13 protein-coding genes are annotated in these 11,511 nt (G+C 71.3%); 10 read left to right on the top strand and 3 right to left on the bottom strand.

Annotated features, from left to right (window positions below; genetic code table 11):
- Positions 1-97: 97 nt before the first annotated feature.
- The 3 genes from ACFW9O_RS32330 to ACFW9O_RS32320 all read left to right on the top strand — a co-directional run bounded on the left by ACFW9O_RS32330 (position 98) and on the right by ACFW9O_RS32320 (position 1,966).
- On the top strand, positions 98-1,159 hold the full coding sequence (locus ACFW9O_RS32330; protein ID WP_384614285.1) for a fatty acid desaturase family protein: 1,062 nt from the start codon (positions 98-100) through the stop codon (positions 1,157-1,159).
- Positions 1,160-1,244: 85 nt separating this feature from the next.
- Positions 1,245-1,427: a hypothetical protein gene (locus ACFW9O_RS32325; protein ID WP_329204354.1), complete on the top strand. Its 183-nt coding sequence runs from the start codon at positions 1,245-1,247 to the stop codon at positions 1,425-1,427.
- Between the two features lie 8 nt (positions 1,428-1,435).
- A complete protein-coding gene (locus ACFW9O_RS32320; protein WP_384614283.1) occupies positions 1,436-1,966 on the top strand; it encodes an MOSC domain-containing protein in 531 nt (176 codons plus the stop codon).
- A 100-nt stretch (positions 1,967-2,066) separates the two neighbouring features.
- Here the strand turns inward: ACFW9O_RS32320 and ACFW9O_RS32315 are convergent, their stop codons facing one another.
- Complete coding sequence (locus ACFW9O_RS32315; protein ID WP_384614282.1) at positions 2,067-2,948, bottom strand: hypothetical protein; 882 nt, start codon at positions 2,946-2,948, stop codon at positions 2,067-2,069.
- A gap of 208 nt (positions 2,949-3,156) precedes the next feature.
- Here ACFW9O_RS32315 and ACFW9O_RS32310 point away from each other — a divergent pair, with 208 nt between their 5' ends.
- Complete coding sequence (locus tag ACFW9O_RS32310; protein WP_384614280.1) at positions 3,157-4,059, top strand: oxygenase MpaB family protein; 903 nt, start codon at positions 3,157-3,159, stop codon at positions 4,057-4,059.
- Here the strand turns inward: ACFW9O_RS32310 and ACFW9O_RS32305 are convergent.
- Complete coding sequence (locus ACFW9O_RS32305; protein WP_384614278.1) at positions 4,039-4,569, bottom strand: PadR family transcriptional regulator; 531 nt, start codon at positions 4,567-4,569, stop codon at positions 4,039-4,041. The two genes, ACFW9O_RS32310 and ACFW9O_RS32305, sit on opposite strands and share 21 nt — an antisense overlap.
- 104 nt (positions 4,570-4,673) lie before the next feature.
- Here ACFW9O_RS32305 and ACFW9O_RS32300 point away from each other — a divergent pair, with 104 nt between their 5' ends.
- On the top strand, positions 4,674-5,441 hold the full coding sequence (locus ACFW9O_RS32300; protein WP_384614276.1) for an alpha/beta fold hydrolase: 768 nt from the start codon (positions 4,674-4,676) through the stop codon (positions 5,439-5,441).
- 11 nt (positions 5,442-5,452) lie between these two features.
- On the opposite strand, the gene ACFW9O_RS32295 is transcribed toward ACFW9O_RS32300, so the two are convergent.
- Positions 5,453-6,052 (bottom strand): class I SAM-dependent methyltransferase, encoded by a 600-nt coding sequence (locus tag ACFW9O_RS32295; RefSeq protein ID WP_384614274.1) that lies wholly within the window; start codon positions 6,050-6,052, stop codon positions 5,453-5,455.
- A 161-nt stretch (positions 6,053-6,213) separates the two neighbouring features.
- Here ACFW9O_RS32295 and ACFW9O_RS32290 point away from each other — a divergent pair, with 161 nt between their 5' ends.
- The 5 genes from ACFW9O_RS32290 (at position 6,214) to ACFW9O_RS32270 (ending at position 11,485) form a co-directional block, all read left to right on the top strand.
- On the top strand, positions 6,214-6,984 hold the full coding sequence (locus ACFW9O_RS32290) for an MHYT domain-containing protein (RefSeq protein ID WP_351180096.1): 771 nt from the start codon (positions 6,214-6,216) through the stop codon (positions 6,982-6,984).
- Between the two features lie 101 nt (positions 6,985-7,085).
- On the top strand, positions 7,086-9,746 hold the full coding sequence (locus tag ACFW9O_RS32285) for a nitrate- and nitrite sensing domain-containing protein (RefSeq protein ID WP_384614272.1): 2,661 nt from the start codon (positions 7,086-7,088) through the stop codon (positions 9,744-9,746).
- The gene (locus ACFW9O_RS32280) at positions 9,743-10,177 is read left to right on the top strand and encodes a roadblock/LC7 domain-containing protein (protein WP_329204346.1); all 435 of its coding nucleotides are present in this window, start codon (positions 9,743-9,745) and stop codon (positions 10,175-10,177) included. The genes ACFW9O_RS32285 and ACFW9O_RS32280 overlap by 4 nt, the downstream gene beginning before the upstream one ends.
- Positions 10,178-10,199: 22 nt before the next feature.
- Positions 10,200-10,601 carry a DUF742 domain-containing protein gene (locus ACFW9O_RS32275; protein ID WP_329204345.1) on the top strand — a complete coding sequence of 134 codons (402 nt, stop codon included), beginning with the start codon at positions 10,200-10,202 and terminating at the stop codon, positions 10,599-10,601.
- A gap of 251 nt (positions 10,602-10,852) precedes the next feature.
- Positions 10,853-11,485, top strand: coding sequence for an ATP/GTP-binding protein (locus tag ACFW9O_RS32270; protein ID WP_351180089.1), 633 nt, complete (start codon positions 10,853-10,855; stop codon positions 11,483-11,485).
- Positions 11,486-11,511 lie beyond the last annotated feature (26 nt).

The following is an 11,511-nucleotide window of genomic DNA, read 5'->3' as shown; positions in this document are numbered from 1 at the left end:
CCCCCGTACTTCCCGGGTGGTGACGCCATGGCAGCCGCAGGCCCGCCATCCGTACGTTTGACGAGGTCAGCGTAGATGCCCAGAAACCGGAGACGTCATGCCCCAGGCGGTAGCCACCGTTGCGCAGCACACCCGTGACGGATCGGAGGGCCCGGGAGCTTCCCAGGCCTCCGGCAGTGATTTCGCACCGCTCCTGAAGGCCGTGAAGAGCCAGGGACTCCTGGAGCGCCGCACCGGCTGGTACGCGGCGGGCATCACCGCCAACCTGGTCGCCCTCGGGGGCGTCATCACCGGCATGGTGTTCCTCGGTGACACCTGGTGGACCCTGTTCCTCGCCCTTCCGCTGGCCATCCTGTGGACACGTACCGCCTTCTTCGGGCACGACGCCGGCCACGCGCAGATATCGGGGAACCGCAAGGCGAGCCGCAGTGTCGGGCTGATCCACGCCAACCTGCTCCTCGGCATGAACGAGGCCTGGTGGAACGACAAGCACGTACGCCACCACGCCAATCCCAACCACATCGACAAGGACCCCGACGTCGGGGTCGGCGCCCTGGTGTGGACGCAGAAGCAGGCGGCGCAGCGCGAGGGCTTCGCCCGCTGGCTCACCCGCAACCAGGCGCGGCTCTTCTTCCCGATGCTGCTCCTCGAGGGCATCGCCCTCAAGATCTACGGCTTCCAGTTCCTGCGCCGCCAGCCCGTCCGCGAGCGCGCGCTCGCCGGTGTGCTGCTGGCCGGCCACCTCGCGCTGTACGCGACGCTGCTGCTCACCACGATGTCGCCGGGCAAGGCCGTCGTCTTCGCCCTCGTGCACCACGCGCTCTTCGGCCTCCACCTGGGCATGGCCTTCGCGCCGAACCACAAGGGCATGGAGATGCCCGACCCGGACGGTGACCGCTGGGGCCACCTGCAGCGCCAGGTCCTCACCTCACGCAACGTCCGCGGCGCCGTCCTCACCGACTGGTTCCTCGGCGGCCTGAACTACCAGATCGAGCACCACCTCTTCCCGAGCATGCCCCGCCCCCACCTGCGCCTGGCGCAGCCGCTGGTCAGGGCCCACTGCGGCGAGATCGGGATGCCGTACGCGGAGACCGGCCTCATCGAGTCCTACCGGCAGGCCCTGGAGCACATGCACGAGGTCGGCGAGCCGCTGCGCTAGACCGGGGGCGGCCTGCTGGAACCGATGGGCGGTCGCAGGCGTTCTCACACCAGGAGCGGCTCCGGCCGCGGAGGAGGCATGGATCATGTCGAACGGTGCAAAGATCGCCATCGGGGGAGTCGTCGCGGCAGTCATCCTGATTCCGTTCATCGGATTCTGGTGGTCACTGCTGGTCCTCATCGGGGTGCCCACGGTGGGCTACCTGATGCTCGATCCGGCCCAGAGGCGCAGGCTCCGCAGGATCAGCCGCAAGGAGATAGGGCGCTGAACAGCACAGTGGTGGCCGTCAGCAGCAACGGCGAGTACTCGTTCACCAAACCGAACCGGGACAGCGTCACGCTGCTGCCCGGGCTCGGCGTGGAGGGTGACGTCCACGCCGGTGTCACGGTCAAACACCGGTCGCGAGTCGCACAGGACCCGACGCAGCCCAACCTGCGCCAGGTCCACCTGATCCATCAGGAGCTGTTCGCCGAGCTGCGGGAGGCGGGATTCGACGTTGCGCCCGGCGACCTCGGCGAGAACGTCACCACCCATGGCATCGACCTTCTCGCCCTTCCCGCGGGCACGCTGCTCCACCTCGGCGACGAGGCCGTCGTCGAGGTGACGGGCCTGCGCAATCCGTGCCTCCAGATCGACCACTTCCAGGACGGACTGCTCAAGCGGGTCGTCGGGAGGGACGAGGACGGCGGCATCGTCCGGAAGGCCGGGATCATGGGCATCGTGAGAGCCGGCGGAGTCGTGCGGCCCGGTGACCCGGTCAAGACCGAGCTGCCCGCCGAGCCGCACCGGCCGCTGGAGCGGGTCTAGGACCTCTCTCCGGCCCGCTCGGGGTCCCGGGTCCGCAGGGTGTCCGCCGCGCCCGCAGGGCGGGCCCGTGGCTGCCGGACACCCGTGGCGGCCCCGGGGCTCAGGCCGGCCGGACCGCCAGCTCGTCCAGCGACTTCAGTAGCCCCGGCAGTTCGGGGCCGCGGCCGACCGGGAGGACCTCGCCCGGCTCCTCGTCCAGCAGGACGAAAGCGATGTCGTCGGTTCTGGCGACCAGTGACCAGCCCGGGCCGTCGACGCGCAGCATGCGGGCCCCGCCGGGGGCGAACGCGGAGCGTATCCGGCCGGGCGGGGGCGGGGTCGTGACGTATGCGAGGGCCTCTGCGAGCGCCCGGCGAACGCCGGGGTGCTGCCGGGAGCCGTTGCCTTCGGCGGCGTCGCCCTGCCCACCCTCCGACGGCTGCTCCGTCGACGCTTCCCCGTTCACCGGCGCCTTGTCGTCGGGCCTGCTGAACGTGGTGTCGTCGTCGATCTGCTCGCGCCACGCGGCCCACTGCAGGGCGATCTCGTCCGCGCCGAGCCGACGCTGGGCGGCTCCCCACGTCTCGGTGTCCGGCGGTGCCAGGGGTGCCGGGTCGGTCCCCTCGGCCTCCGGGTCCGGCAGCGGGTCGTGCGGCGCGGGAACGCCGGGCGCCGCGACCGCCAGGGCCAGCGGCCAGCCCGGCAGTGCGCACACCACCGAGCGGTCGTCCGGGGACAGGTCGTACTCCATGCCGCAGTCCCAGGAAGCGATGGCGACGGCGACCAGGGAGACATCGTCGACGACGACCGTCCAACGGGCGCCTCCGCCGTCCTGGCCGAGCACCAGACCGTATCCCTCGGCGTACGGTTCGAGGCCGAGTGCGCCGCACGCGGCCACGTAGTCGTCGCCGAGCACGCTCGGGAACTGCGCGGGGGTCAGCAGTACCGCGGTCAGCACAAACAGTGCGTCGTCGTCGGCGACCGCCTCGTCGGTCCCGGCCACAGCACCCTCCTCTTTCCTCACAGCTTCGTCCGTCGGCGCACCTTAACTACTCGGTAACCCTGCCGTCGAGGCCCTGACAAGGGATCTTGCCCGCTGGAGGGGTGGTGCCAGCAGCGGCTCCGGCACGCCGGAGCACCCCTCGCGCCATGGTGCCCGTCCGCCCGGCCCGCATAGGCTTGTGTCTCCTGCCGACGAGGGGACAGCCAGGGTGAAGCGGTTCGAACGGCTCAAGGAGATCCAGCGTCTCGACCCGGAGCGGGACTTCCTCGAGATCTACCGACTCACCGTGACGTACGAATTCCCCTGGGACATCACCCGCGCACTCGAACTCGCCCTGTACCGCACCTACGCCGTCCCCAGCATCGGCCGACTCCTCGCGGAGACAGGGGAACTGACGGAACGTTCACAGAAGCGGTACGACGACACCGCGCTTCTCCTCGACTCCGTCGTGGAGCACGGCTTCGACAGCGAGACAGGACGCACGGCGATCCGGCGGATCAACGGGATGCACCGCAGCTACGACATCAGCGACGACGACATGCGTTATGTCCTGTGCACCTTCGTGGTCACCCCGAAGCGGTGGCTCGACACCTACGGCTGGCGCAGGCTGTCCGACCACGAGCTGCGCGCCTTCGCCGTCTACTACCGCACCCTCGGTACGCACCTGGGCATCAAGGACGTGCCGCAGACGTACGAGGACTTCGAGCGCACCCTGGACGCCTACGAGGAGGAGCACTTTGCCTGGGACGAGGGCGCACGCTCGGTCTCCGACGCGACGCTGGCCCTCATGGGCTCCTGGTACCCGGGCCCGCTGGCACCCGTCGCGCGCAAGGCCGCGCTCGCCCTGCTCGACGATTCGCTCCTGCGGACCTTCCGCTACGCACGCCCCGGCCCCGTCGCCCGGGGGCTGACCCGCGGCGCGCTGCGCCTGAGGGCCCGAGCTGTACGGCTCCTGCCGCCCCGCTCCACCGCGCACTACGCCCGTCAGAACCCCGAGATCAAGGGCTATCCGAACGGGTACGAGGTCGCCGGGCTCGGGACGTTCCCCACTCCGGGCGTCCGCGGGTGCCCGGCCCCGCACGGTCGGCCCTCAGACACGCCTGTCGAGTGAGTCGAGGGTGGCACGGAGCCATCTCAGCTCGGTCTCACTGGTGGCCCGGGCGATCGTGAGGATTCCCCGGCGGAACGGGTCGTCCAGTTCCTCGGCGCGCAGCGGCCGGTCCCCGGAGTAGAAGAAGCTCGCGGGTTCCTCCAGGAAGGCCAGCCGCCGCCGGAGCACGTCGGCCTGGGCCGACGGATCCGGCAGATGGCGCAGGAACGCCAGAAGCGTGAACCAGCGGTTCTCGTCGGTGATGTCGCCCCTGGCGGGCTCCGCCAGACGGTGCCGCAGCTCCGTTCTGCCCGCCTCGGTCAGTGTCAGGACGTGACGGGGCGCGGCCGTGCTGCCCGGCTGCGTCTCCCGGGCGAGCAGGCCGCCCTTCTCCAGCCGCTTGATGGCCGGATACAGCGTGCTTTCCGCGACCGGCCGCACATGTCCGGTCAGGGCCGTGATGCGTTTGCGCAGTTCGTAGCCGTGCAGGGGGGTGTCGTACAGGAATCCGAGGATGGCGAGCTCCAGCATGTCCGCATTCTGCCTCATCCACGTGGTACATCGCTGCCGGTATACTTCGGCGACGATGTATGCTCCCGGCGAAGTGGGAAGTCGACGAATGAGGGAGTGGGCCTGTGCGCGAGGCGAAGTTCGACCAGAGGGGCAGTGTTGTCCGGTGGACCGAGTCGGGCGGGACGTCCGACGGTGCGGCCGCGGTGTACGTGCACGGGCTCGGAGCGATGTCCTCCGTCTATCACGCGCACATCGCGGCCGACCCGGCGCTTTCCGGGCGCCGCTCACTCCTCGTCGACCTTCCCGGGCACGGCATCAGCGACCGGCCCCAGGATTTCGGCTACACGCTGGAGGACCACGCGGACGCGCTGGCCGCCGCGCTCGACGGCGCGGGAGTGCGCGGCGCGGACCTCGTCGGCCACAGCATGGGCGGCGCGGTGGCGATCGTCCTCGCGCACCGGCGTCCCGAGCTGGTCCGGCGGCTGGTCCTCACCGAGGCCAACCTCGATCCGTACCCGCCCGTCACGGCGGGGAGCAGCGGTATCGCCGGACTGTCGGAGGAGGAGTTCGTGCACGGCGGCGGCTTCGCCCGCGTGCTGGCGCGGGTGGGTCCGGCCTGGGCCGCGACCATGCGGCTCGCCGACCCGGTCGCCCTGCACCGCACGGCGACCGGCCTGGTGCGCGGTACCGACCCGACCATGCGCCGGATGCTGATGGAGTCGCCGGCCGAGCGTGTGTTCCTGCAGGGCGAGCTGAGCGGTGAACTCGCCGGCAGGGAGGAGCTGTTGGCCTCCGGCGTACGGGTGGAGACCGTCCCGAGGGCGGGACACGTCCTCATGTTCGACCGCCCGGACGCGCTGGTGCGGGCCGTCGCCGAGCGTCCCGTGTGAGGCGCGGACGCTCAGTGCGCGCGTACGGCGAGTACCAGGTAGCGGTCGTCCTCGTCGGTGTACGAGTCCAGCCTCCACCCCGCGTGTGCCAGCAGGGGACCGAGACGCGGCTCCGCCCGCAGATCGTCGTCCGAGATGCTGCGGCCGTGCCGCGCGGCCAGCGCGGCCCGGCCGATCGGATGGAACAGGGCCAGCCTGCCACCGGGGCGCACCACGCGTGCCAGCTCGCGCAGTCCCCCTTCGGGATGGGTGAGATGGGAGATCAGGCCGGCCGCGAACACCGCGTCGAGCGCTGCGCCGCGCACGGGCAGTCGTGCCGCATCTGCCACGAGCAGGGCGCCACCGGCGTCCCGCCCCGCCCGTACCGCCGCGGCCAGCATGGCGGGTGTGAGGTCGGCGCCGAGCACCGTGCCGCCGGGTCCCACCGCGTCCCGCAGGTACGGCAGCGCGCGCCCCGTACCGCAGCCCGCGTCGAGAACGGCGTCGCCGGGGCGAAGCCCGACGGCGCCGACGGCGGCGGCGTACGCGGGGCCGTCATCGGGGAACCGGCTGTCCCAGTCCGCAGCTCGGACCGAGAAGAAGTCCTGGACATGTGTGTGGTCGTCGGCCATACAGACATGATCGCGTAGTCCGTATCCGAGCGAAACGGCACGGATCGGTGCGCACGTTCGAACCTGGGCTGATCGTTCGGGAACATCTCTCTGTCATATTTCAGCAGCTTTCGAAATGCGCCCCTGGCATGCGCCCCTGAGCGGGCTAGCCTCCCCGATTCATGGGACACCTGGACCACGCCACCTTCGGCTGGCTGACACCCGCGCTGTCGTACGCGATGGCATCGATCGGCGCCGCACTCGGGCTCCGCTGCACCGTGCGCGCGCTCGCCACCAGCGGCCGTTCGCGCCGCAACTGGCTCTTCACCGCCGCGTCCGCCATCGGGACGGGCATCTGGACGATGCACTTCGTCGCCATGCTCGGCTTCGGCGTCACCGGCACCGACATCCGCTACGACGTTCCGCTCACCCTGCTCAGCCTGCTGGTCGCCATGGTGGTGGTCGGGGCCGGGGTCTTCGTGGTCGGCTACAGCCGCGACCGCTCGCGTGCGCTCCTCGTCGGCGGCCTCACGACCGGGCTGGGGGTGGCCAGCATGCACTACCTCGGCATGGCCGCCCTGAGACTGCACGGCACCGTCGCGTACGACCCGCTGCTCGTGGCGCTCTCGGTGACGATCGCCGTCGTCGCCGCGACAGCGGCGCTCTGGGCGGCACTGAACATCAGGACGCCGGGGGCCGTCGCACTCGCGTCCCTCGTCATGGGCGCGGCAGTCAGCAGCATGCACTACACCGGAATGCTGGCCGTCGGAGTCAGGGTCGCGCCGTCGGGATCGGAGCTCTCAGGAGCGACCGTGATGCAGTTCATCTTCCCGCTCGCCGTCGGCCTGGGCTCGTACCTCTTCCTCACCTCGGCGTTCGTCGCGCTCTCACCGGCGGCCCGCGAGCGCGTGGAGGACGCCGCCGAACGGGCCCCGGCGGCCGTGGCGCCCTGACGTCAGGGCGGCGGCAACGCCGCCCCGGCGACCGGACGGCGCGGAATTCCGCCGTACACAGCCCTCGGGGCATTCAGCTCCCCACCTGGAACGAGGAGGCCATGCGCCCACCCCGCACGACGACCCCGGACCCCGGTGCGCACGCCGAACGGCCCGCGCCACCGCCGCGCGGACGACGCGCGCACGCAGGCCGGCCGGCCGACGAGCGCACCGGCCACGAGGTGCGTTCCCCGTCGCCGGACGATCCCCCGGCGCGTCGGGCATCCCTGCGCCCCAGGACCGTGCGGGCCAAGGTCATTTCCCTGCTGATGGTCCCGGTCGTCTCGCTGCTCGCCCTGTGGGGCTTCGCCACCGTCACCACCGCACAGGACGTGGCCCGACTGCGCGAACTGCAACGCGTGGACAGCACCGTACGAGCACCGGTCCAGACGGCCGTCGCCGCCCTGCAGACCGAACGCGAGGCGGCACTGCGCCAGTCGGTGGACCCGGGTACCGGGCACGCCGCCGACCTGAAACGGCAGGCGAAGCACACCGATGCCACCCTCGGAGCGCTGCGCCTCGGCGACCGGCACACTGTCGCCGACGCGGGCAACCTCCCCGCGGGAGTCGCGGGCCGGCTCAACACCTTCCTCGAGCACACCCGGCAACTCCCCACCCTGCGCAGCAGCCTCCTGGACCCTCCCACCGGCGGTTCCCGGGACCGGGCCGCCGACCGGCGTGCCGACGCGGACGCCGCATTCACGCAGTACTCCGAGGCCATCACCGCAGCGTTCGGTGTCTCCGGCGCACTGACCGGGATCCAGGACGCCGAGCTGGGGTCCGAGGCCCGCATCCTGCTCGAACTGGCGCGGAGCGGCGAGATGCTGGCGCGGGAGGACGCGCTGCTGGCATCCGCCGGACTCACCGGAACACTCGACGGTGAGCAGCTGCGCAGCTTCACCGGCGCGGTGGCGACCCGCAGGAGCCTCGCGAGTACGGCCGGGGCCGATCTGCCGTCCACCGGCCGAAGTGCCTGGCGCGCCCTCACCGAAGGCGACGCCTATCGCAGGATCACGGCAGCCGAGGACAAGGTGCTGCAGGCGGAGCCCGGCCGCCGTGCCGCGCAGGCGGTGTCCGCCGCGGCATGGGAACGCGACGCGACAGCTGTGCGCGAGGAGCTGAGCTCCATCGAGACCGGCGCGGTCGACCGCGCCGCCGACCGCGCCGACCCCCTCGCCCGCGCACTGTTCAGTCCTGCCGGAGCGGCAGTCCTCTTCGGGTTCTTCGCCGCCGCCGCCTCACTCATGATCTCCGTGCGCATCGGCCGGGCACTCGTCGTCGAGCTCGTCAGCCTCCGCAACAGCGCGCTGGAGATCGCCCGGCGCAAACTGCCCCGCGCCATGGAGCGACTGCGCGCCGGCGAGGAGCTGGACATCCGGGCGGAGGCGCCGCCGGGCAGACCTTCCCACGACGAGATCGGCCAGGTGGGCGAAGCGCTCGACACCGTTCACCGTGCCGCACTCAGCGCCGCCGTCGAACGGGCCGAACTCGCCAGCGGGATCTCCGGAGTCTTCGTCAACCTCGCCCGTCGCAGCCAGGTTCTCGTCCACCGCCAGCTCACCCTTCTCGACGGCATGGAGCGCCGTGCCGACGATCCCAACGAGCTGGGCGACCTGTTCCGGCTCGATCACCTCACGACGCGGATGAGACGGCACGCGGAGAGCCTGATCATTCTCTCCGGGGCGGCACCCGGGCGCGCCTGGCGGATGCCCGTACCGCTGACCAATGTCGTACGTGCAGCCGTCTCCGAGATCGAGGACTACTCACGGGTGGAGGTGCGGGCGCTGCCGGACGCGGGCGTCAAGGGGGCCGCAGTGGCCGACCTCACCCACCTCCTGGCCGAACTCGTCGAGAACGCGGCACAGTTCTCCCCGCCGCACACCAAGGTGCGCATCAGCGGCGAACCGGTGGGCAACGGGTACGCCCTGGAGATCGAGGACCGTGGGCTCGGCATGGGCAAGGAATTGCTCGGCGAGGCCAACCGGCGCATCGAGCAGTCGGAGGCTCTCGACCTCTTCGACAGCGACAGGCTCGGCCTCTTCGTGGTGAGCAGGCTCTCCGCCCGTCACCAGATCAAGGTCCAGCTGCGCACCTCGCCGTACGGGGGCACGACCGCGGTGGTGCTGCTGCCGACGACGCTGCTCCAGGGCGGACTGCCGGCAGGGCAGTCGGCCGCTCCCGCGGGCCCCGACTCCGGGAGCGCTGCGACGGTGGCCCGGGACGGCGACGACAGCAGGACACAGGGGTCAGGGCCACACCCGGCGGCGGCCCCACGCCCCAGCGCGTTCCCCGCCCCGGTGGCTGTGCCCGCGATCGAGCCGCGGACGCCCGTCGAGGCCCGCACCGGGCCGAAGACCGCACCCGCGCCGGTCACCACGCTGCACCGGCGCGCGCGCTCCTCGGGTTCCGCGGGACCCTCGGGTTCCACGGGTCTCTCGGGAGTCCCGGGTCCCGCCAGTTCCTCGGACGAGGAGGGCGAGCTGCCGCGCCGCGTGCGGCAGGCCAGCCTCGTACCCCAACTGCGGGAGAAGCCGCGCCCGGAGCGCGGAGACCCGCGCGACCGAGGGGCCACGCCACCGGTCGAACGCACGCCCGAACAGGCCCGCGACCGCATGACCGCCTACCGCAACGGATGGGTCCGCGGCGGCGGGGCCGCACCGGGCGGCAGCACATCCGGACCCGCATCCGGTATCCGGCCGTACACCGAAGGAGACCAGGCATGATCGCGAACGAGAGGGCGGCGGCTTCCCGTGGCTCCGGCGAACTCGACTGGCTGCTGGACGATCTCGTCGCACGGGTCGGCGAGGTCCGGCACGCAGTCGTGCTGTCCAACGACGGACTGGCCGTGGGTGCGTCCAGCGCCCTCAGCAGAGAGGACGCCGAGCACCTCGCGGCCGTGGCGTCGGGCTTCCACAGCCTCGCGAAGGGGGCGGGCCGGCACTTCCGGGCCGGGGGAGTGCGCCAGACGATGGTCGAGATGGACGAGGGCTTCCTGTTCGTCGCCGCGGCCGGCGACGGCTCCTGTCTCGCCGTGCTGAGCACGGCCTTCGCGGACATCGGCCTCGTGGCCTACGAGATGGCGCGCCTGGTGAAACGGGTGGGCGAGCACCTCGCCACTCCGGTGAGGCTCGCCGAACCACCGGCGACCGGCTGAGGGGGCGGGCGTGCGCACGGGCATGAGCGACGACGGCACCGCGCAGGGCAGTCAGTGGTACGACGCCGAGGCGGGCCCGCTGGTCCGCCCCTACGCCGTGACGGGAGGCCGTACCGATCCTGGGCCCAGCGGGGTGCGGTTCGACCTGATCGCGCTCGTGGCGGTCGACGAGGCGGCACCGGACGGTTCCGACGAGGGACTGCTGGGCCCGGAACACCGGGCCCTGCTGACGCTGTGCCGCAGCGAGACCCAGTCGGTCGCGGAACTCTCCGCCGACGCCGACCTGCCCGTCGGCGTGGTGAGGGTGCTCCTCGGCGATCTGCTCGAAGCCGGCTTCGTACGGGTCAGCCGTCCGGTGCCCCCGGCGCAGCTGCCCGACGAGCGGATCCTGCGTGAGGTGATCGACGGCCTGCGTGCGCTGTGACAGGCACCCTCCGGGATGCCCGTGCACGCTGCCCTCTCACGCCTGCCAAGTCGAGAACCTGGGATGCCCGAATAGCTGAAATGCCCCGAATACCTCGATCACCGAGTCGAATTCCGACCGGAGCGGCCGGATGTGAACACCGAGCGGGTCTGTCCGGTCACATCGGTCAAAAACCGTTCACTCCCTTCGGCGACAGCCGCTCCTTGCCATGCTGTCGCCTCTACTGATGGCACTCGCGAGAGAAGTGATGGATGTCCTCCGAGCATGTGGACAGCACGGGTGGGGAAGAGACCGAGGACTCGACGGCCCTCGCTCTGAAGATATTGGTCGCCGGCGGCTTCGGGGTCGGCAAGACGACCCTGGTCGGAGCCGTCAGTGAGATCAGGCCCCTGCGCACCGAGGAACTTCTCAGTGAGGCAGGACATTCCGTGGACGACACCGGCGGAGTGGACCAGAAGACCACCACGACCGTGGCCATGGACTTCGGCCGCATCACCATCAGGTCCGGGCTGTCGCTCTACCTGTTCGGCACCCCGGGACAGGACCGTTTCTGGTTCCTGTGGGACGAACTCTCCACGGGGGCGCTGGGAGCGGTCGTCCTGGCCGACACCCGACGGCTCGAGGACTGCTTCCCGGCCGTCGACTACTTCGAGCACCGCCGCATTCCCTTCGTCGTCGCGGTCAACTGCTTCTCGGGTGCACGTACGTACGGGGAGGAGGACGTCTCCCGCGCACTCGACCTCGACCGGGGCACACCGGTCGTGCTGTGCGACGCACGCGACCGTGCCTCCGGAAAGGAGGTCCTGATCCGCATGGTCGAGTACGCCGGGCGGATGCACACCGCCCGGCTGCTCGACTCGGTGGGGCAGGCAGGCACGCACTGAGCCGGACGGAGACCGTGCCGGCCCGC

This window comes from Streptomyces sp. NPDC059499 (genome assembly GCF_042749285.1).
GTDB lineage: Bacteria > Actinomycetota > Actinomycetes > Streptomycetales > Streptomycetaceae > Streptomyces.
This window is presented reverse-complemented; position numbering and strand designations above follow the sequence as displayed.

What these genes read in the sequence shown, in the direction of transcription:
- ACFW9O_RS32330 (WP_384614285.1), top strand. Translation starts at nt 98, where the DNA reads ATGCCCCAGGCGGTAGCCACCGTTGCGCAGCACACCCGTGACGGATCG.
- ACFW9O_RS32295 (WP_384614274.1), bottom strand. Translation starts at nt 6,052, where the DNA reads ATGGCCGACGACCACACACATGTCCAGGACTTCTTCTCGGTCCGAGCT.
- ACFW9O_RS32270 (WP_351180089.1), top strand. Translation starts at nt 10,853, where the DNA reads ATGTCCTCCGAGCATGTGGACAGCACGGGTGGGGAAGAGACCGAGGAC.
- ACFW9O_RS32285 (WP_384614272.1), top strand. Translation starts at nt 7,086, where the DNA reads ATGCGCCCACCCCGCACGACGACCCCGGACCCCGGTGCGCACGCCGAA.
- ACFW9O_RS32275 (WP_329204345.1), top strand. Translation starts at nt 10,200, where the DNA reads ATGAGCGACGACGGCACCGCGCAGGGCAGTCAGTGGTACGACGCCGAG.
- ACFW9O_RS32290 (WP_351180096.1), top strand. Translation starts at nt 6,214, where the DNA reads ATGGGACACCTGGACCACGCCACCTTCGGCTGGCTGACACCCGCGCTG.
- ACFW9O_RS32305 (WP_384614278.1), bottom strand. Translation starts at nt 4,569, where the DNA reads ATGCTGGAGCTCGCCATCCTCGGATTCCTGTACGACACCCCCCTGCAC.
- ACFW9O_RS32280 (WP_329204346.1), top strand. Translation starts at nt 9,743, where the DNA reads ATGATCGCGAACGAGAGGGCGGCGGCTTCCCGTGGCTCCGGCGAACTC.
- ACFW9O_RS32325 (WP_329204354.1), top strand. Translation starts at nt 1,245, where the DNA reads ATGTCGAACGGTGCAAAGATCGCCATCGGGGGAGTCGTCGCGGCAGTC.